This is a genomic window from Hyphomonas sp. (assembly GCF_013823385.1).
In the GTDB taxonomy this organism is placed as follows: domain Bacteria; phylum Pseudomonadota; class Alphaproteobacteria; order Caulobacterales; family Hyphomonadaceae; genus Hyphomonas.
In genome coordinates, this window is record NZ_PNMA01000021.1 from 37,731 (window position 1) to 57,445 (window position 19,715).

General features: G+C 63.5%; 14 protein-coding genes. 6 read left to right on the forward strand and 8 right to left on the reverse strand.

Translation table 11 applies throughout. The annotated features are described in order from the left end of the window. Nucleotides 1-19: 19 nt before the first annotated feature. The 6 genes from mgtE to C0456_RS12950 form a co-directional block, all read right to left on the reverse strand. Nucleotides 20-1,396: a magnesium transporter gene (mgtE, locus tag C0456_RS12925; protein WP_291052728.1), complete on the reverse strand. Its 1,377-nt coding sequence runs from the start codon at nucleotides 1,394-1,396 to the stop codon at nucleotides 20-22. A 71-nt stretch (nucleotides 1,397-1,467) separates the two neighbouring features. Continuing rightward, complete coding sequence (locus tag C0456_RS12930) at nucleotides 1,468-2,169, reverse strand: hypothetical protein (RefSeq protein ID WP_291052730.1); 702 nt, start codon at nucleotides 2,167-2,169, stop codon at nucleotides 1,468-1,470. A gap of 100 nt (nucleotides 2,170-2,269) precedes the next feature. Beyond that, the gene (locus tag C0456_RS12935; protein ID WP_291052733.1) at nucleotides 2,270-3,772 is read right to left on the reverse strand and encodes an NAD(P)/FAD-dependent oxidoreductase; all 1,503 of its coding nucleotides are present in this window, start codon (nucleotides 3,770-3,772) and stop codon (nucleotides 2,270-2,272) included. A gap of 124 nt (nucleotides 3,773-3,896) precedes the next feature. Continuing rightward, nucleotides 3,897-5,243: a hypothetical protein gene (locus C0456_RS12940; protein ID WP_291052735.1), complete on the reverse strand. Its 1,347-nt coding sequence runs from the start codon at nucleotides 5,241-5,243 to the stop codon at nucleotides 3,897-3,899. Nucleotides 5,244-5,345: 102 nt separating this feature from the next. Then, nucleotides 5,346-5,765 (reverse strand): hypothetical protein, encoded by a 420-nt coding sequence (locus tag C0456_RS12945; protein ID WP_291052737.1) that lies wholly within the window; start codon nucleotides 5,763-5,765, stop codon nucleotides 5,346-5,348. Nucleotides 5,766-5,992: 227 nt separating this feature from the next. Beyond that, nucleotides 5,993-6,487, reverse strand: a complete 495-nt coding sequence (locus tag C0456_RS12950; RefSeq protein ID WP_291052740.1) for a hypothetical protein — start codon at nucleotides 6,485-6,487, stop codon at nucleotides 5,993-5,995. A gap of 170 nt (nucleotides 6,488-6,657) precedes the next feature. On the opposite strand from C0456_RS12950, the gene C0456_RS12955 reads away from it, so the two are divergent. Continuing rightward, nucleotides 6,658-7,299, forward strand: coding sequence for a response regulator transcription factor (locus C0456_RS12955; RefSeq protein ID WP_291052742.1), 642 nt, complete (start codon nucleotides 6,658-6,660; stop codon nucleotides 7,297-7,299). A 4-nt stretch (nucleotides 7,300-7,303) separates the two neighbouring features. Here C0456_RS12955 and C0456_RS12960 read toward each other — a convergent pair whose 3' ends face one another. After that, nucleotides 7,304-9,178 (reverse strand): ATP-binding protein, encoded by a 1,875-nt coding sequence (locus C0456_RS12960; RefSeq protein ID WP_291052744.1) that lies wholly within the window; start codon nucleotides 9,176-9,178, stop codon nucleotides 7,304-7,306. Between the two features lie 255 nt (nucleotides 9,179-9,433). Between C0456_RS12960 and C0456_RS12965 the strand changes: the two genes are divergently transcribed. Then, nucleotides 9,434-12,022 (forward strand): TonB-dependent receptor, encoded by a 2,589-nt coding sequence (locus C0456_RS12965; RefSeq protein ID WP_291052747.1) that lies wholly within the window; start codon nucleotides 9,434-9,436, stop codon nucleotides 12,020-12,022. Nucleotides 12,023-12,104: 82 nt separating this feature from the next. Here the strand turns inward: C0456_RS12965 and C0456_RS12970 are convergent, their stop codons facing one another. Continuing rightward, nucleotides 12,105-13,802, reverse strand: a complete 1,698-nt coding sequence (locus tag C0456_RS12970) for an alkaline phosphatase D family protein (RefSeq protein ID WP_291052749.1) — start codon at nucleotides 13,800-13,802, stop codon at nucleotides 12,105-12,107. 300 nt (nucleotides 13,803-14,102) lie between these two features. On the opposite strand from C0456_RS12970, the gene C0456_RS12975 reads away from it, so the two are divergent. The 4 genes from C0456_RS12975 (at nucleotide 14,103) to C0456_RS12990 (ending at nucleotide 19,706) form a co-directional block, all read left to right on the forward strand. Continuing rightward, complete coding sequence (locus C0456_RS12975; protein ID WP_291052752.1) at nucleotides 14,103-14,780, forward strand: GntR family transcriptional regulator; 678 nt, start codon at nucleotides 14,103-14,105, stop codon at nucleotides 14,778-14,780. A 367-nt stretch (nucleotides 14,781-15,147) separates the two neighbouring features. Next, nucleotides 15,148-17,541 carry a TonB-dependent siderophore receptor gene (locus C0456_RS12980; protein ID WP_291052755.1) on the forward strand — a complete coding sequence of 798 codons (2,394 nt, stop codon included), beginning with the start codon at nucleotides 15,148-15,150 and terminating at the stop codon, nucleotides 17,539-17,541. A gap of 122 nt (nucleotides 17,542-17,663) precedes the next feature. Beyond that, nucleotides 17,664-18,314: an isochorismatase family cysteine hydrolase gene (locus C0456_RS12985; protein WP_291052758.1), complete on the forward strand. Its 651-nt coding sequence runs from the start codon at nucleotides 17,664-17,666 to the stop codon at nucleotides 18,312-18,314. Nucleotides 18,315-18,332: 18 nt separating this feature from the next. After that, complete coding sequence (locus tag C0456_RS12990; RefSeq protein WP_291052760.1) at nucleotides 18,333-19,706, forward strand: peptidase M20; 1,374 nt, start codon at nucleotides 18,333-18,335, stop codon at nucleotides 19,704-19,706. Nucleotides 19,707-19,715 lie beyond the last annotated feature (9 nt).

The window sequence follows — 19,715 nt, forward strand, 5'->3', positions numbered from 1 at the left end:
CGGCGTGATTATGGCCAATTTACAGGAGGACGATGCTGGCAAGGCCCAGGAAGGTGAAGAAAGCCATCACATCCGTCGTGGTCAGCACGAAGACGGACGACGCCACCGCCGGATCTGCCCCCAACCGTTTCAGCGTCAGCGGCACCAGCGTCCCCGCCAGCCCCGACCACAGGAAGGTGCCCAGCATCGCGGTGGCAATCACAATGCCCAGCTGCACGTCCCGGAACCAGATGAACGAGATCAGCCCGACACTGCTGCCGATCATCAACCCGTTGAAGATCGCCGTCAGCACTTCGCGCAGCACCGCCCGCCGGGCCGCGTCGCCTTCCAGCTGGCGGGTCGCAATGGCACGCACCGCCACGGCCAGCCCCTGGCTGCCGGCATTACCGGCAGTCGACGCCACAACCGGCATCAGGATGGCAAGGGCGACGATCTCCTCGATGGTCGCCTCGAACACCGAGATGACAGACGCAGACACAAAGGCCGTGGCAAGGTTCACCCCCAGCCAGGGCAAGCGCGCGCGCACCGTATCGAACACGGTATCGGAGGAGTCCGCCGACGACACGTTGGACAGCGCCAGCAGGTCTTCGGCATGTTCTTCCTGAATGACATCCACCATGTCATCCACGGTGATCATGCCCACCAGCCGCCCGGCACTATCGGTCACCGGCGCAGACGCCAGCGAGTATTTCTGGAAGCGGAACGCTACTTCTTCCTGGTCAAGGTCCGGCGTCAGGGTCGTCATGGGGTCATCCATGATGTCTTCCATCGCCGTCTCGCGCGGCTGGCGCAGCAGCGCGGCGAGCTGCACGATCCCCAGAAGCCGGTGCGCCGGGTCGATCACATAGATTTCGTAGAAGGTTTCGGGCAATTCCTCGCCGCGCCCGCGGGCATAATCGATGGTCTCGCCCACGGTCCAGAATTCGGGCACCGCCACGAATTCGGTCTGCATCAGGCGCCCGGCCGACTCCTCCTCATAGGCAAGGCTGCGCTCCAGTTCGGCCCGGTCCACCGGCGCCAGGTCTTCCAGAATGCGCTCGCGGCGGTCTTCCTCAAGGTCCTCAAGGATGGTCGTCGCGTCATCGGAATCGAGTTCATCCAGCGCCTGCGCCACCGCCTCGTCGGGCAGCACGTCGACGGCGCCCTCACGATAGGCATCGCGCAGCTCGATCAGGATTTCAGACGGCAGATCCTCGCCGAGCAGGCCCACGGCCTCCTCGAACGTGTCATAGGGCAGCGTTTCCAGCGCGTCGGCGGCGTCCGCCGGGTGCATCCGCTTGAGCGTGCGCGACAGCCAGCGCGTATCGCGCTCATCGATGGCATCGATGAGATCCTTGAGCAGCACGGGATCAAGCCCGTCAGACTCCTGCTGGGAAGGGACGCTGGTATCGGTCATTTGCGCCTGTCATGCCGGGGTTGGCGCTCCCCGGCAAGAGCAGGTGTGCTCAGAGGTGGTGTCGGACTGGTTCAAGGTCCTTCTGTCTGCAACGCTCGCTGCAAAGCGCGCACTGGCACCGTTAAATTGGTTTGGGATTTAAAGCATTGGAAGGTGATCTGCCTTTCCAGATGTGGAGGGTAGCCGCTCAAGCGAAAATCGCTGGCGACCGGTACACCGCTCGTGCAATCTTCTGGACAGGGATTTCGTACGTTTGCGCCGCTGGAGTACCAATCGGTTGTCCAAATCCCGCAACTCCGCGAGAGTGGTAGACTGACTGAGCCCGTTTCTGTTGATTGGAATTTCCCGAAGCGGCCCTGCAATTCGGAATCCAGAAAAGAGCTCAATGTGCCCCCCATCTCTCCCCGGCTGAGCACATTAGCGGACACGGGGAAGTTGGCTATTTCGTCAGGCAATGCCCAGAATGCATCAATGACGAGGGAGGGATTGATATCCCCTGCATCCCCTTCTCCTGGTGTGAACTCAGACAGTTCATAAGTTTCTTTGTCGGAGACAAAGAGCTGCGGGTTCAAATGCGGCGGCACGATCAGAACGAATATACCCGCGACCAATATCATCGAGGATGCGGGCGCGCTCATCTCCCCGAGCCACGGAACCTTTGCCGAGAATCTTCCGGCAATTCCCATCTTGTTCAGAATGGCAAAGGCACCGACGATACAGAGGAACGCCCCCAGCCCGATACACGCCAGCGCGTAGTAGTCGCCCACAGTCATAGCGTCCCTCCCACCGGAAGGATCATTACCTTAAGTTAAAGGTAATTTCTACTCTGAATCGATCAGGCTGGCCGGTCGCGGTTTCATCCCTGCACTGACTTCAACTGTAACGGAATTCTTCTCCGTCGAGGTCGATCTTGGGAAACTCGTCCTTCTCGCGCCAGTAGTCCTGCGTGTGCTGCCACTCGCGCGCGGTGCCGCGTTTCGGCATCAGATGCATCGAGCGGGTCAGATAGCCGGGGTTGAAGTTGTCACCGTCGATCCAGGGCAGGATTTCCATATTATGGTCCTGCGGCCGCAGGGCCACCTCCACCTGCTTCACCTTCTTCTCGTCCATATGCTTCAGCAGGCGGCAGACAAGATCGCCCATCATGTCCACCCGCAGCGTCCAGCTCGCCCGGAAATAGCCGAACACCCACACAAGGTTGGGCACGCCGGTAAACATCATCCCGCGATAGGTGATCGTGTCAGACCAGTTCACCGGCTTGCCGTCCACCTCGAACGGAATGTTGCCCAGAACGGAAAGATCAAAGCCCGTCGCCGTGATGATGACATCCGCTTCCAGCTCCGTGCCGGATTTCAGCAGGATGCCCTTCTCGGTGAACCGGTCGATATGGTCGGTCACTACGCTCGCCTTGCCCGCCTTGATCCCTTCAAAAAGGTCCGCCTCCGGAACGAACGCGATGCGCTGCTGCCAGGGCCGGTAGGCCGGGGTGAAATGGCTCATGTCGAAGTCTTCCGGCAGGCACGCCTTCACCCCGTCCAGCAATTCCTGGCGCAGCGCTTCGGCGTCCTCGAAGGAGCGGCGGGTAAACTCGGCCTGATCGTGATTGTATTTCCGGCGCACGATCTCATGGATCCATGCCTCGTCCACGCCCAGCATCCGCAGCTCGTCGGCCAGCACGTTTTCATTCCGTGCCGGGATGAAATAGGTGGGCGAGCGCTGCAGCAGCGTCACATGCTCACACTGGCCCGCAATCGCCGGCACCACGGTCGCCGCCGTCGCGCCAGAGCCGATGCAGATCACCTTCTTGCCCGTCAGGTCCAGGTCTTCCGGCCAGGTCTGCGGGTGAATGATCTGCCCCTTGAAATCGGCCATGCCCGGCCATTCGGGCGTATAGCCCTGCGCGTGGTTGTAATAGCCCTGGCACATCCACAGGAAGTTTGCCGTGAAGGTCAGCACGTCCCCGGTCTCGAGATTCTCCGCCTTCACCGTCCACTTTTTCTTCGCGGTCGACCAGCTGGCCGAGCGGATCTTGTGGCGATAGCGGATATGCTGGGCCAGATCGTTCTCTTCGATCACTTCCTGCATGTATTTCAGGATCTCTTCCCGGCTGGCAATCGGCGGGCCCACCCAGGGCTTGAAGCGGTAGCCGAAGGTATAAAGATCCGAGTCCGAACGAATGCCGGGATAGCGGTGCATATGCCAGGTGCCGCCAAAGGTCTCATACGCTTCGAGCACCACGAACTTCTTCTTCGGCATCTGCGTTTTGAGATGGTACGCCGCCCCGACGCCGGAAATCCCCGCGCCGACGATCAGCACATCGAAATGTTCGGTCTTAGCCTTGGGTTTGCGTTCTTTGACTGCCGCCGTATCCGCCATGCATTCCTCCCTGGGCCCCGTCCACTTGCCGCGGAGCCATCAAATCACGTGCAAATTTTGCCCTGGGAGGAAGGCAGGTGAATACGTAATCGGCCCTAGATGACCCAGAGGCAAGCAAGCAAAATCAACCGCTGGGCTGCTTCCGCCGCCGCCTCGGCAGAAGCGCCAGGCCGAGGCCCGCCGTCAGGAAAATCACCCCCACCGCCGCCATCAGCAGATAGTCCCGGTTGCGCGTGCCGATCGGCCGCAGGAATTCCCATTTGTGCAGCGTGTCGAAACTCCAGCCCTCGGCCTTCTGCAGCGCGCTCCTGCGCGGCGCCGCCGCCACCAGCCCCTCGCGCACATCCACAAACACCGGCCCGTCTGCGCCCTCCACCCGCATCACCGGCAGGCGCTTGTTGGCAAAGCTGTAGTCCCGGCCAAACCGCGTCACCAGAGACACCGCCGCCTCCGGCCCCGCCCCGGCAATCGCCCGTGCCCGGTCCGCGTCGGTATAGCCTTCCGCCTGCCCCTGATACGCAATGCCCCCGCCCGTCTCGATCCGCCAGAGCGGCTTGCCATCCGCCCCCGCCGTCGCCGTCAGCCCGTAGAGCGATCCCGCCCCCGGCCTTGGCGCTTCCAGTTCGGCCAGGCTGAACACCCCCGGCGGCGGCAGCGCCTGACCTGGCCCCATCGTCACCAGCAGGTGAAACATCCCCGACAGCGTGAACATGAGGATCAGCGGCAGCGCCGCCCAGGCCGCCAGCGTGTGCGCCTTGCGCAGGCCCCGCCCCTTCGCCTTCAGCAGCAGCGCCGCCCCGATCAGGCTCGTCGCGATCACGCTGAGGATCAGGCCTGCCAGCACCGCCACCCGCAACGGCTCGGCAAAGCTCAGGAACTTCAGCGTATGCACATTCTGGAACACAAAGAGCAGGGCCCGCCGCCGCCCATCGGTCACCGCCGCCAGCCGGTCGGCCCCGGTGTCGACATACACCGCCAGCCCCTCGGGCGTATCAAACGCCACCCGCCACACCGGCAGCAGCCGGTTGATCTGCGGATACTCGGTGTTGAACCGGTCGATGATCTCCACGGACCGGACCCCCGCCTCCGGCAAGGCAGCATAGTGCCGGGCCAGGGCAATCGCATGGGCCTCCTCGGCCTCCGGGGCCGGATCTCCCGTGACGGCATCAGCCACCATCTTGCGCGCCACCTCAGGGTCGGTCGCCATCCAGTAGGGGCGTCCGCCAATGGTCACCAACCTGACCTGAACTGTCCGGATCTGTCCGGATTTGTCCAGGAACTGTCCGGGAATGTCCGGAAGTGTCCGGATTTGTCCGCCGCTGGGCGGGGTCTGCACGGCCGGGCGCGGCGCCGTCCAGCTCATCACAGGATGCAGAAAGCCGGTCAGCGCCCAGGCCATCGCCACAAAGGCCGCCACCCAGCCAATCTGCCGGTGGCGCATCCGCGCCGTCGCCGGGCGCTTTGTTTTCATTTCAGTTTTCACTTGGTTTGTCTCTGAAGTCAGGCCGCGCGCAGGCACGCGCGCAAGGTCTTGCTGCGCCGCCAGCGGGAGCGCGCGCAGCTGCGGATCAGCTCAGAGAAAAACCGGTGGCCCGGTCGGATAAGGCGGCGGCGCCGCCAGCCGGCTCGCCAGCTCAAACGCTGCCGGATGATGCAGCCCCGCCTGGCGGATCACCCGCAGCTGCTGCAGGTCCGGCATGTCTACCGCCGGCACGGCGATCTGCGCCCCGGCGGCAAAAACGCAGGCCTTCGGCCCGTTCTGCGCGTCATCTGAGGGAGTGTCCTCGCCGGGCTCCACATAGTTTCCAGTGGCCAGGTCCAGCGTGCGGCTCACCACACCCTGCTCCGTGCAAAGCTCGATGCGGATCTGCCCGGAGGCGTCCTCCGCCAGCATGTACCCCGCCGGCACCGCCACGCGCATGGCCACCGCCAGCACCAGCAGCATCCCCGCCAGTGCCCGCAATCCGCCCGAGAGAAACCCCATGCCGCGCATGGCGCCTGTCTCTCAGAGCCCGGCACCTGCGTCAAATCCGGGAATCGGAAACAGCCCCTGCGCGCTGAACTGACGCGCCCTTATCCCACCCCTCGCTGCGAAAAACCTGCGGAGCCAAGGGTCCGAGAGAGGCGTCCCCCAAGCCCCGCAGAAGGCAGAGTGTCATCTGAAGCAGGCGTCAACTCGGGCCACGTGCGTCCCCCCGGACCTGTGGACCAGGATAAGGTCTAGGCAGCGCTGGGTTTTCCGTCTTCCCCCTGTTCGGGGGGAGGACCATGCGGCTCACCTGCAAATCCGCGCATCCGGTCCAGTTCCTCCGGCGCAAATGGGCGCCCCCGGCCAGGCCCGCATGTCAGCGCCACAGCCGCATTGGCCTTCCGCGCCCGCCTTGCCAGCGCCGCCACAAGCCCCAGAAAACTCCCCCGCCGGTGCTCCCGTGTGCCCCAGCGATGGCGCTCCACCCTGTTCCAGCCAAACCAGTAATCATCCGAGAAGCGATGCCAGGCACCCTCCGCCGTGCGAAGGATGCAGCGCGCCGTGCCCTGCCCCGCCGGCGGCAGGATCAGCTGCACACTGGCCACCTCGCTCAGGTTCAGCGCCCCGCTCTCCACGCCGCTGCGCCAGCGCAGCACATGCCCGTCCAGCCAACAGGCCCGGTCGCGGCTGAAGGGGCTTGACCGGAAAAGGTGCCCCAGACGGCTGTTTTCTCTCACATCGGTCATGCCCGGCTTTCCTGTTACCAGATGCCGGGAAATGCCACGCTTCGGCGGGAAATGTCCGCCCCCCTGTTCCGGTGGGTCGGCAACGCGGCGTATTGAAGATAATATGACACTATCTCCTCAGCGCCCCATAACAGAACGAATGCCCCACACGGCGAGGAAAGGACGAACCCTTGAAAAGCCTCCTGATCCTTGAAGACGTTGCGGAGACCCGCACCTGGCTTTGCGAGATCGCGCGCGAGGCCTTTCCCGGCTGCTCCCTGCATGAGGAAGGCAGCGTGCGCGGCGGCATCACCGCCGCCACCGGGGCACGGTTTGACCTTGCGATGCTGGACCTGGGCCTCCCCGATGGTTCCGGCCTCGATGTGCTGCGCAAGGTGAAGCAGGAAAGCCCCGAGACGATCTGCGTGGTCACCACCGTCATGGGCGATGACGCCTGGATTGTCGGCGCGCTGTCTGCCGGGGCAAACGGTTATCTCCTCAAAGACCAGCCGCAGGATACGCTGGTGCGTCAGCTTCGTCAGATTGCAGATGGGGTCCCGGCGCTGTCGCCGTCGATTGCCCGGCGCATCATGGATCATTTCCGCCTTACCGGCCCGGCCGCCCCCGATGATGATCTCACCGCCCGCGAGCGCGATGTGCTGGCCCTGATCGGGCGCGGCATGCGCAATGGCGAAGTCGCCCGCGCGCTGGACCTCAGCGAGAATACGGTGGCCAGCTATATCAAGGGCATCTACCGCAAGCTCGGCATATCCTCCCGCGCCGAAGCCTCCTGGCATGCCACCCGCATGGGCCTGACGACCGACCGGAGCTGACTGCCTACTCCGCCACCATCTCGAACACCGGAATGCGCGCCGCCAGGCAAGTTCCCGTCTCGCTCTCCAGCGTCATTTCGCCCCCGAAGCTCTCCACACGGATCTTCATGTTGCCAAGGCCATTGCCCAGCGAGGCTGTCTGCGTGGGCAGGCCCTTGCCGTCATCGGCCACCTTCAGGTGCAACCAGTCCGCATCCAGCCGGATCGTCACATCCACAGCGCGCGCCCCGGCATGCTTGATCGTGTTGCTCACTGCCTCGCGGATCAGCGCCCGCAGGGCGTGAACCTTCTGCCGCGAAAGCAGCGCGCCCGGCGCCGCCTGCAGCGTCCAGCCAAGCGTGATGCCATGCGGCTCCAGCCGGTCTGCCGTTTCTGCCCGCAGGTCGGCCAGCACATCTTCCATCGGTGCCTCGGCGCCCTGGGCATTGTTGATCACGTCGCGAATGTCGGTCAGCGTCTCGCGGATCATCGCGTCCTTGCGCCCGGTCTCGCGCGAGTGCAGCGCCCGCAGCAGCTGCGCGCCAATATTGTCATGAATGTCCCGCGCAATCCGCGCGCGTTCCTCCGAAACGCCGCGGTCATAGGCGTTCCGGTTCTCCTCGGCATAGCGCATCAGCTTCACGATCTGCGCCGCCAGCGTCACATCCTTGGGCGAATAAAGCCCGCGCCCGCCATTCTTGTAGCGCAGGCTCAGGGGCGGAGAGTCGGCAACACCCGGCAACACCATCAGCGTGCCCTCATCCTCCACCCGCACGCGCGCCACTGCCTCTTCCACCGGCTTCACTTCCAGAGGCCCGAAAATGTCCCGCATCAGCTTGCGCCAGCGCCCGGCCCGCTCCTCACCGCTCGGGCGCAGCGCAATGTCGATCACCGCGCGGAAAAGCTCGGCCTCATCCGGGCGTGCCTGCCCGGTCAGCTTGCGCCAGGCAAGGCTGCGCATCGGCAGATACACCGCCGCCGCCGCCAGCAGCGCCACGGAGAACGCCGCCCCCGGCTCGAAGGAAAGGATGCCGATCAGCGCCAGATCCAGCGCCAGCACCGCCAGCGCGGCCAGGAAGTGGAACATCAGCTGGAACGCCCAGCCGCCCAGCCCGAACACGCGGAACCGCATCAGCCCCACCGTCAGCGCCACATAGATCAGCAGGAAAAAGCCAAAGGCGATGTTCTCGTCCAGCAGCGGCGTAAACCCGAACGTATGCGGAAACGCCACGGTCGAGATAAACCCGCCCGCCCCCAGCACCACCGCCGCGCCCAGCCACAGCGCAATCGAGCGCTGCACCGGATCATCCCGCGTCGCAAAGATCTGCCAGCCCACGAGCGCGAAGATGCCCACCATCTCCCAGAAGGTGATCGGATGCACCAGCATGAAATCCGGCGAGGGCCCGAACATCACCCAATAGGTCACCCCGCCAAAGCCCAGCACGGTGGCCGCCATCATCCAGCGCCAGCCCGGCAGCTTCACCGGATAGATCATGAACAGGCACATCATCACGATGCCAAAGCCCGATGCGCCGATACAGTTGATGATCCCCGCCAGCAGATAGCCCGCATCACTCAGGGGCATCGCAAACAGCCACACCACCGCCGCCGCCGAGAACATCAGCGTCGTCAGCCCGCTCACCGCAAAGAGGATCGCCGCAGGGTCTGCCGGCTTCAGCGCCCACACCCAGGCCGACACCATGCACGCGCCAAAGCCCACCAGCAGCGACACCCAGACCCCGGCCCCCACCGCGAAGGGGGATCGCCACTGCTGCACATGGTCACTCCAGCCGGTGGCCGGTTGCAGCGCCGCCACCGCCATCATCCCCGTCACCACCACCACCAGCACCGCCGGCACGGCAAACCGCACCAGCGGCGTATTCAGATCCTGCACTCTCATGCCTGGACGCGTCCCTCTTCCACCCCTGCCATAGAGGCTGCCCTGCTGCCGAAGTAAACCGCTCCCCCACCAGCCGATGCGCGCCTTGCCGTCTCCCCCCGGAACAGGGGGGCCTTCCGCGCGCGCCTCAGGCGAGTGTGAGGTCCCTGCCACACTATCACTTTCGATAGCTTGTATCCCGCCCCGCCTTACGGGAACCGTGCAGCATTACAGAAGTCTGCCGCCCTCCCAGAGCAGACGTTGCGGAGGAAATCCATGAAACGTCAAAAACCCTTTAGTCGTATTGTATTCGGCGGTGCCTCGGCGCTGGCGATCACCCTGTCGGCCCCTGCCCTTGCCCAGGAAGCCACGCCCGAGGCCGCGCCTCCGGCCGCTGCCCAGCCGGCAAGCTCGGACTCCGACCTGAAACTCGGCTCCATCACCGTCACGGCCACCCGCCGCGAAGAGTCCGCCCAGGACGTTCCGATGGCGATCCAGGCCTTCAGCGAAGACACGCTGAACCAGCTCAACATCAATTCGGTGGAAGACCTCACCACCGTCGTGCCCGGCTTCTCGGTATCCCAGTCCTATCAGGGCGTGCCGACCTACACGCTGCGCGGCATCGGCTTCAACACGATCAACCTCTCGGCCACCTCCACCGTCGGCACCTATGTCGATGAGGTCGCCTACCCCTACCCGTTCATGAACTCCGGCCCGGTGTTTGACGTTTCCCGCGTCGAAGTCCTGAAAGGCCCGCAGGGCACCCTCTTCGGCCGCAACACCACCGCCGGCCTGATCAACGTCGTCACCAACAAGCCGGTCGACGAATTCCAGGCCATGGCGAAAGCCGAAATCGGCAATTACGACACCTGGAACCTCGAAGGCATGGTCAACCTGCCGATCTCCGAGACCGTCCAGGCCCGCTTTGCCATCCGCAGCGAGAACAGCGACAAGGGCTGGCAGCGCTCGATGTCCCGCCCGGATGAAGACCGCGGCACCGTCGACAAGCTCGGCTTCCGCGCGGCTCTCGCCCTTCAGCCGACGGACAAGCTGGACGTGAACCTCAGCTACAATGGCTGGATCAACAAGTCCGACACGATTGCCGCTCAGGGCATCGGCCTCACCCCCAGCACCAACCCGACCTTCATCGTGCCGGGCACAACCGGCCCATCGGCCACTTCGGCCTTCAACGCGCCGGGCCTGATCGCCTTCCTCCAGAACAACCGCCCCAGCAGCTCCAGGGATGCGGACTGGGTGCCTTACAATGTCCGTGCAGCAACCATTGCCGGCGTTCCGGGTATGACGGATGACAACAAGGAAGACTCCACCTTCCACGCCTTCCGGGCCGGCATCAACTACACCTTCGACAACGACCTGACGCTGGTCTCGCTCACCGGCTACAACAAGCTGGAGCGGGAAGCGATCCTCGACTTCTCCGGCGCGCCCTATCAGATCCTGAACCAGGATATCGATGGCGAAATCAAGTCGTTCAGCCAGGAACTGCGCCTTGAAGGCCAGACCGACCGCATCAACTGGCTCGTCGGCGCCTATTACGGCAAGGACGAGACGCTCGACACCAACCGCACGATGCTGCGCGATAACGCCAACTCGAACTTCATTTCGACGGCGGCCTATCTCCTCACCGTCAACCCCGCCGCGCTCGGCTTTGATCCGGCCACTGTTGGTCCGCTCGTTGCCTTCGTGAACCGCGATCCGGAAACCGGCCTGCCCTACACGGCCGCCGAACTGCTCAACTCGTTCCAGACCTACCGCGACAGCGGCGACTTTGAAACGACCACGCAGAGCATCTTCGCCAATATCGACTGGGAAATTTCGCCCGAATTCTCGCTCACCACGGGCCTGCGCTACACAGAAGACAAGCAGAACTATACCGGCTGCTCGGCAGACGTGAACGGCTCCATGCAGCCCAACGTCAACGTGTTCAACCGCGTCTTCTTCACCGGCATCTACGGCCTTGCGGCTCCGCCGGCAGCGCTGCAGGAAAATGGCTGCAACACCTATGACGTTGCCTCCAACACCTTCGGTCCGGTCACCTCCAGCACCAAGGAAGATAATGTCAGCTGGCGGATCGTCGGCAACTGGACGCCGCGCGACAACATGCTGCTGTTCGCCTCGGTCACCCAGGGCTACAAGTCGGCCTCCACGCCGGTGAACGCCGCCTCCAAATCAGAGCAGAACGCCCCGGCCACCCAGGAAGGCCTGCTGGCCTATGAAGTCGGCATGAAGGCCCAGTTCTTCAACCAGCGCCTCCAGGCCAACAGCTCGTTCTTCTTCTATGACTATGAAGACAAGCAGGTAGCCTCCTTCTTCCCGGACCCGATTTACCGCGCCCTCTCGCGTCTGCAGAACGTGCCCAAATCGGAAGCCTATGGTTTCGAGACGGAGCTGACCTGGCTCATCAACGAAAACCTCACCGCAATGGGCGGCCTCACGCTGCTGCAAACCGAGATCAAGGAATTCGACACCTCCGACAGCTTCGGTCTGCCGACCAGCCGCGCGGGCGATCCCTTCCTCTACAGCCCGGAGACGAGCCTCAGCCTGGCCCTGCTGTACAACCGTCCGGTTACGGATCGCTATGGCGTGCGCGGCTCGCTCAGCGGCCGCTGGCAGAGCGAGTCCACAGCCGGCGATCCGGATGATCCGCTCTATGACATCGACTCCTACGGCGTCCTCAATGGTTCGATAGGCCTCTACACGCTGAACGATACCTGGGAATTCTCCATCTGGGGTCAGAACCTCACGGACGAGTATTACACCCAGCAGGTCACGACGAACGCCAACGTCGTCGTGCGCTATGGCAGCAAGCCGCGCACCTATGGCGCGGCCCTGACCTACCGCTTCTAACGGGGTTTCTTCCTGTAAACCGGCCGCAGCTTCACACCGCTGCGGCCGGTTCTTTTTTTGTCTGCAGTCTGCGCCGGGGTCATCAGCCTGCGGAAAGTGTCAGCTCGCCGGCCCGCCCGTCTTCGCCGCGCTCTGCGCGCGCCACCACCAGGGTGCGTGCTTCAAAGTCGCGCGAGCGCACCGTGCTCATCCCGATATAGTCGGCCTGCGCGCGCTCCCGCGTCAGCGTCAGCAGCACGAAGCCCTTGTCCTTCACATTGGCAAAGCGCACGCCCCGGTTCTTCTCGGGGATGGCGCGCGCCGCGATCTCGAAGATGCGCGGATCGCTGGTGATATTCTCATATCCCCCCGGTGAGGTGATGCTGCCGGTGGCAAACTCAACGCCCGCCAACGCCCCGTCGCTCTGCCGGTAGAGGTCGCTTGCCCAGAACATATGGCTGTCCCCCGACAGCACCACCAGATTGGCCTGCGCCGCGATGGCGCAGGAGAGCAGCCGCTCGCGCGCCGCCGGATACCCGTCCCAGGAATCCAGGTTCACCGGCAGGCCGAGCTTCGAGCGCTCCACCCAGCGGGCCGAATAGCCGCCCTTCTCGCGCACGGCCTCCAGAATGTCCTCCGGCAGGAGCGCGGTGTAGTCGGGTGTCCGCATCGGCGCCATCACGGTCTGATTGCCCAGCACCTGCCAGGCCGTGCCGGCAGCGGCCGAGCGCTTCAGCTCGCCAGCCAGCCACGCTTCCTGCGGCGCCCCCAGCATCGTGCGGGCCGGGTCTGCCAGCGGCCCGGCCTCGAAGGCCTCCGGATCGCTCACCCCGCTGAGGCTCAGCGCCTCGCCCCGGCCCGTCAGCCGCGACTCGATCAGGATCAGCGAGGCGATCTCGCCAAACTCATAGGTCCGCGTCAGCGACCTGGCCGCCTCGCCGGGCGTTGGATCGCGCATCGGCATCCACTCGAAGTAGGCCTGCAGCGCCGCCTCGCAGCGCGCCGCCCAGCTCCCCTGCGTGTCTTCCTTGTGATTGGCCGCCCCGCCCATCCAGCTGTTGTTGGCCGTCTCGTGATCGTCCCAGATGGTGATGAACGCGGCGGCGGCATGGGCGGCCTGAAGGTCGGGGTCGCGCCGGTAGGCGGCAAAGCGTGCGCGGTAGTCCTCCAGCGTCACGGCGTCATGCGCGGGCTCGGCAAACCGCCCCAGCGCGCGGCCGGTCTCCCCGTCATACCCATCCGGCCCGTATTCGTAGATGTAGTCCCCCAGATGGATCACGGCGTCGATGCCGGGCGTCTCCGCGATGGTCCGGTAGGCGTTGTAGAAGCCGGAGCCGAAATTGGCGCAGGAGGCGACCGCCAGGTGCACTTTCTGTCCGGATTTGTCCGGAAGTGTCCGGAATTGTCCAATGCCTGACACCGCCTGTCCGGCGCGGAAGCGGTAAAAGTAGCGATTGCCGGGCGCGAGTGATTCGACATCCACCTTCAGCGTGTAGTCCCGTGCTGTGGTCGCCAGCCCCGTTCCCTTGCGCACTATCCGGCGGAATCCGGTGTCTTCGGCCACCTCAAATCCCACCGGAATCGCCGCCACATCCGGGTTGTAGGCCCGCGTCCAGATCACCATCGAGGTCGCCGTGGGGTCGCCGCTCGCCACGCCGGAGGTGAACACTGCATCAATATCAGGCGCCTTCCGCGTCGCCGCGCAGCCGCCCAGAAGCGTAAACCCACCCCCCAGCCCCAGCAGCGCCTCGCGCCGGCTGATCCCTGTATTGCTTCTGTTTTTTGTCGGGGTTTGTGTCATCAGGTCGCTCCGGCGCGTGAGGTTTCAGGCAGCAGGCTGCAAGCCTTACACGGGATACGCAACACTGAGATGTTAGCTGATATGTTTGACTTTTGCCCCCTGTGCGCCAAGTTGCCATCAGGCGAAGTCTCTGCGCAGCAGCTAGGCATCTCCCCAGAATAAGACACGCCCAAACCGCTCAATTTGAGGATGGGCTTGCCACAACCAATGCGATAACAAAGCCTGCCAACATAAATAATGCGCAGGCACCAGGGAGCAGACGACATGGGCACACAAACAAAAACAAGGCCCAGGGAAGATATGGTTCCGTTTCACCAGCAGGGATTCAGCGACGTCCGCCACACTGAGGACTGGGCGCCGGACCTTCAGAAGTCGAAAGCGTATGAACAGATCCTGCTGGATATCATCCTCGGTGTCCTCCCCCCCAGCGCGCGGCTGGACGAACTCGGTCTCGCCAAACAATACAATCTCGGCGTCGCCGGTGTGCGCGACGCGCTCGCCCGGCTGTCCCTGGAAGGCATGGTGCTGCGCCGCCCCCGTTCAGGCACCATCGTTGCCTCCATTGATGTGCAGGAAGTGCAGCAGGCCTACGAAGTCCGCTGCCTGCTGGAGCCCCAGGCCGCCTTCCTCGCCGCCCAGCACGCCTCCCGCGCCGAAATCGAGGAGATCCTCACCGCCTTTGACGGCGCCGAGGCCGCCGCCAAGCGCCGGGATTTTCGCGCCATCATCGCCATGGACCAGAAATTCCACCGCGCCGTCGCCATTGCCAGCCACAATCTCAGCCTCGCGCGGATCGTCATCAACCTCCACAACAAGGCCGCCCGCTACTGGTACTACTCAATGACCACGCGGCCGGATGAAGACCGGCTGGAAGACATCGCCAACCACCGCATCGCCGCCAAAGCCATTGCCAAGGGCGATGGCTCGGCCGCCATGAAGGCGATGCTCGTGGTGATGGGCGACAAGACCGCCGACTGATCCTTCCGCAATTCGGGCGCCCGCCTGCAGAAACCGCACAGGTTTCGGGCAGTCACTTACTTGATTGATATCCAATCAGGTGAAGCGCTTTTGCCGTGCGCAGAGCATTGCCCTTTATAAGTATGTCTCCGGAGGGAGGCTTTGCGGGCTCCTGCAGCGCCGCCAGGCCTTGTGCTTTGCCGGAAACCATAGTCCCGCAGATTGCTGCACCGCACGATTGCTGGGCGACGCCGCGCCGGACGTGCCGATATTTTGAACATGTTAACTGAAATGTTAGTTCAAATATCAGATGCGGCTGTTTTTCCGCCCCCGCCTCCCTGAACTGACCTCATAGCCAACCCGCCGCAGCCTATGAGGGGTCCAAGACATGCGAGCACTGTATTACCTGACAAGCGTTCTGACTGCCATTGCCCTTGCCAACAGTGCCTGGGCTGAAGATGGACCTGCTCCGGCTACGGAGGATGTGGGCGACGAAACCGCTGTTCTCGACACGGTTGTCGTCGTCAGCGACCGTGTAGGTCTCCTGGAGAAATCCAATAGCGAAAGCGTCTTCGGCATGGGCAAGTCCCTCCTGGAAACGCCGCGCTCGGCCACGCTTGTCAGCGATCTGACGCTGGAACGCTATGGCATCGAGGAGGTCGACGACCTGATCGCCATCGCGCCGGGCACCTTCACCGGCAGCTATTACGGCGTCAAAGGCGCTGTGAACGCGCGCGGCACACTGGCAGAAAGCTATTTCAATGGCTTCAAGCGGATCGAGAACCGGGGCACCTATCCGACGCTTCTGGGCGCGGCGTCCCAGGTAGACATCGTCCGTGGACCGCCCACGCCCGCTTTCGGCCCCGGCAAGGTCGGCGGCCTGATCAACATCATTCCCAAAACTGGCCGCGCCAATGGCAGCGATGAAGTCACCGGCCAGGCTGAAGTCACCGTCGGTTCGTATGGAAAGTTCAATGCCAATGGCCAGGTCGGTATTCCTGTTGGCACGCGCGGCGGGGTCTATGGCTATGTCGAATACGAAGATTCAGACTCCTATTATAAAGGCATTTCCCCCGAACACCTGATGATCCAGCTGTCGGGCGAATATGATGTCACCGACACGCTCACCGTCACCATGAGCGGCCAGTATTTCGACTCGGACGGCTACGTCCAGACGCCGGGCTGGAACCGTGTCACCCAGGATCTGATCGACAACCAGACCTATATCACCGGCCGCAACACGACTGTCGTTGATACCGATGGAAACGGCCGGATCACGCCCGACGAGGCCGGCGGCAGCTTCGTGGTCGGCTATTTCGGCTTCACGCCTTCCGTCAATCCCCGCTTCCAGCTCACCGAAGGCGTCGGCACGGCAAAGCTCAGCCCCCGCACGGTTTTCATCTCGGACGCCGACTTCTCGAAGACGACGACCAACACGCTCTATTTCAAGGCCAAACAGGAAATCGGCGAGAGCGCGCTGAATGTCGAGCTGTTCTATGACGACATGGAAAACCAGCGCTTCGTCAGCTACGGCTTCCCGGCCGATTATGACGCCTGGGCCGCAGAAGGCCGCATCAGCTATGACTTCTCCACCGGCACGGAAGACAGCTTCATCCGCTCCACCAACAAGGTCGGCTTCGGATATCGCCGCCAGGACGCGGTCAAGAAGGAAACCTACAACTCCGGCTACATCTCCCTTGACCGCCGCGACATCATCTATGGCGCCACACCCAACGACATCATGGATGATCCGTTCTCGGTAGAGCCCGGCAATATCGGTATCGGCTGGGACATGACCGTCGACTCCAGCTGGACCGACAAGAGCCTCTTTGGCCTCACCGACATCAGCTTCGGCAAACATGTGAACCTTCTGCTGGGCGGCCGCTATGACTGGTATGATGTCACCACCATCGACACCGGCGCCCTCTGCTATTGCCCTGCCAACATTGAGTTCGATGCGACGCAGGAAGAGTTCAGCTACAGCGCAAGTCTCAGCCTGAACGCGCCCTTCGGCCTCTTCCCCTATGTCACCTATGCCGAAACCGCCGCCCTTGAAATTGGCCAGGCCGGTGACATCGCCCCCGGCCTTGTCAGCAGCAATCAGTGGATCTCCGACTCCGAGTTGACCGAGGCCGGCGTCAAGTTCGAGCTTCTGAACGGAACGCTCGTCGGCAGCCTCTCCGGCTACGAACAATCGCGCACCCGCCTCTCGATGTTCAACAATGTCGTCGCCACAGAGGCCAAGGGCATTGAGCTCGAAGCCCGCTGGCTCGCCACCGACAATCTCTCCTTCACCTTCGCCGGCAACACCCAGAAAACCACCGTAAAAGGCCCCGATGCCAGCTTCGGCTATGTCCCCGTCTGGGCCACCGGCCTCAACCCCATCGATGGCTATGGCGCAGCCTATGCCGTCTACAACCTAGCCACCTCGCCCATCGGCCAGCCCGGCGATTACGAATACCGCCTCGTCCCGCAAACCGTGGTCAGCCTCTTTGGCTCCTATGTGTCGGACGCTTATGAGTGGGGCCAGTTCGGCGTCACCGGCGGCATCACCAGCGTCTCCGAAACCGCCGGCAAGCTGCGCGATCCGATCATCCTGCCAGCCTATGAAACCGTAAACCTCTCTGCCTTCTATGCATTCGACGGCTATGAAGTCGCCTTCAATGTCGACAACGTCTTTGACGAACTCTACTTCCAGCCGGTTACCGACAGCTATTCCGATATGGCTGTCCTGCCGGGGCGCGGCCGGGAATACCGCGTCACCTTCAAGAAGAAGTTCTGAGAACGGATAAATTGAGCTCCCTGCCGGGAACCGGTCCTGCTGCCTCCCCCAATGCCCTCCCGCTGGGCTTGCAGGACCGGTACTCGGCAGAGGAGAAGAAAAGGGAGTGTTTGCGATGAGGAATGCCTGTGAAACCGAAACCCGCCTATCCTGACACCCTCGCTGGCTGGATCGCGCCCGAACGCACGGCGGTCCTCGTGGTGGACATGCAGGTCGATTTCGCCTCGCCCGAGGGCGTGCTCGGCCAGGCGGGGCTGGACATGAGCGTCACTGCGCCCGCCGTCGGCGCTGCCACGCGGCTGGTGGATGCCGCCCGCGCCGCCGGCACGCCGGTGATCTTTGTGGGCCTGGCCACCACGCCCGCCACAGACTCCCCGGTCTGGGGCGAGTGGCGCCGCCGCCGCGACGGCGAAGACAGCGGCGGGGCGATCTGCCGGGCCGGAGCGCCGGGCTCGGCTTTCGTCGGCCCGACGCCTCAGCCAGGCGAAACCGTCATCTGGAAACTGCGTTACAGTGGCTTCTTCGGCACAAGCCTTGACGCCGCCCTGCGTGCCCGCGGCATTGATACCGTGATCGTCTGCGGCCTGACCACCGAATGCTGCGTCGATTGCAGCGTGCGCGACGCGTTCCATCTCGATTATTTCGTCTACGTGCCCACAGACGCCTGCGCGGCCTACGATCCCGGCATCCATGAAAGCGCGCTGCAATCGCTGGCACTGAACTGCGCCACGCTCGTCTCCACTGACGAAATCTGCGCCGCCTGGGCCGAATAAAAACAAGAAAGTATCCCAATGAGTAACGTGTTCCCGAATCTGCCAGAGGCGAACTATCTCGTCACGGAGGAAGACGCCACTGCCCTCGCCGCCGCCATCGACAAGGAAGAGATGACCCGGGTGGCGCTGGAGCTGGGCAACATCCCCAGCCCCGCGCGCGGAGAGGCGCAGGCCGCCGAATATGTCTATCAGTGGATGGCAAAGGAAGGCTTCCGGCCCCGCAAGGTCGGCGCCACGCCCGAGCGCCCGAACATCATCGCCACCTATGGCGGCAAGGGCGATGGAAAAAGCCTTCTCTACACGGCGCATCTGGATACCGAAAGCCCGACCTGGAACCCGGACGAAGACGCCTACAAATTCCGGCCGGAAACCCTGGACGTGCGCGAATGGAACGAATGCTGGCTGGAAGACGGCGCCTTCCACGGCTTCCCCATCGCGAATGATCGCGGCCCCATGACGTGCTTCCTCTTTGCGGCCAAGGCGCTGAAACAATGCGGCTTCGACCTTGCCGGCCGGCTCTATCTCACCGCTTCCCCCGGCGAAATCGGCCCCGAGCCGATTGAGGAAGCGCGCGGCATCGACTTCATGGGCAAGGATATCGGCACGCATTACGTGTTCAACCATGGCGGCGTCTCGCCCGATTATGCCATCGCCGCCGAAGGCTGCGATTATGGGCTCACCTGGGTCGGCTGCGGCTACGCCGTCTTCCGTATACGCCTCTACGGCGAGGCGATCTTCACGCCCCTCCTCACATCTCCGAAGAAAGCCGCCCAGCATCCCAACCCCATCTATCGCATGGGCGCGGCTATCCAGCCGATCCTTGACTGGAGCCTCAAATTCGAGGCCGAGAGCCGCTACGAGACCGCAGGCGGCGCCGCCCATCCCAAGGCACAGATCTCCGCCGTGCGCGGCGGGGTGCCCCATGCCTTTGGTGCGGGCACGGAAGTCTGCGCGCTCTATCTGGAAGTCGGCCTCGCCCCCAATCAGGAAATCGGCGCCGTCCACCGCAGCCTGGAACAATACCTGCGCGCGGCAAAGATCGGCGAGTTCGATGTCGAACCCGTCGTCGTCCGCCATGGTTTCGAGGCCGATGCCGGCAAAGTCGCCCCGCTGGTCAGCGCGGTCGACGCCGCCACGCGCCTCACCCTGGGAAAACCGGTCGAGCGCGCCGCGCCCGTCTATTCCAGCATGTGGCGCGATCATAACGTGTTCAACATGAACCGCGTGCCGGCCATCACCACAGGCTTCAAACGCTGGCGTCCGACCCCGGATGATCTGGCCAAAAGCGCGCTGATCTACGCCCTCACCGCTCTCGCCCTTTGCGGCAAGGCTGGCAGCGAGGCCAAGACAAAGCGCACCAAGCCGGTCTATGGCGACAACCCGTTCGGCTGAGAGGAGACG

Coding starts and splice junctions, on each gene's coding strand:
- mgtE (WP_291052728.1), bottom strand. CDS start 1,396: ATGACCGATACCAGCGTCCCTTCCCAGCAGGAGTCTGACGGGCTTGAT.
- C0456_RS12930 (WP_291052730.1), bottom strand. CDS start 2,169: ATGACTGTGGGCGACTACTACGCGCTGGCGTGTATCGGGCTGGGGGCG.
- C0456_RS12935 (WP_291052733.1), bottom strand. CDS start 3,772: ATGGCGGATACGGCGGCAGTCAAAGAACGCAAACCCAAGGCTAAGACC.
- C0456_RS12940 (WP_291052735.1), bottom strand. CDS start 5,243: ATGAAAACAAAGCGCCCGGCGACGGCGCGGATGCGCCACCGGCAGATT.
- C0456_RS12945 (WP_291052737.1), bottom strand. CDS start 5,765: ATGCGCGGCATGGGGTTTCTCTCGGGCGGATTGCGGGCACTGGCGGGG.
- C0456_RS12950 (WP_291052740.1), bottom strand. CDS start 6,487: ATGACCGATGTGAGAGAAAACAGCCGTCTGGGGCACCTTTTCCGGTCA.
- C0456_RS12960 (WP_291052744.1), bottom strand. CDS start 9,178: ATGAGAGTGCAGGATCTGAATACGCCGCTGGTGCGGTTTGCCGTGCCG.
- C0456_RS12965 (WP_291052747.1), top strand. CDS start 9,434: ATGAAACGTCAAAAACCCTTTAGTCGTATTGTATTCGGCGGTGCCTCG.
- C0456_RS12970 (WP_291052749.1), bottom strand. CDS start 13,802: ATGACACAAACCCCGACAAAAAACAGAAGCAATACAGGGATCAGCCGG.
- C0456_RS12975 (WP_291052752.1), top strand. CDS start 14,103: ATGGTTCCGTTTCACCAGCAGGGATTCAGCGACGTCCGCCACACTGAG.
- C0456_RS12980 (WP_291052755.1), top strand. CDS start 15,148: ATGCGAGCACTGTATTACCTGACAAGCGTTCTGACTGCCATTGCCCTT.
- C0456_RS12985 (WP_291052758.1), top strand. CDS start 17,664: ATGCCTGTGAAACCGAAACCCGCCTATCCTGACACCCTCGCTGGCTGG.
- C0456_RS12990 (WP_291052760.1), top strand. CDS start 18,333: ATGAGTAACGTGTTCCCGAATCTGCCAGAGGCGAACTATCTCGTCACG.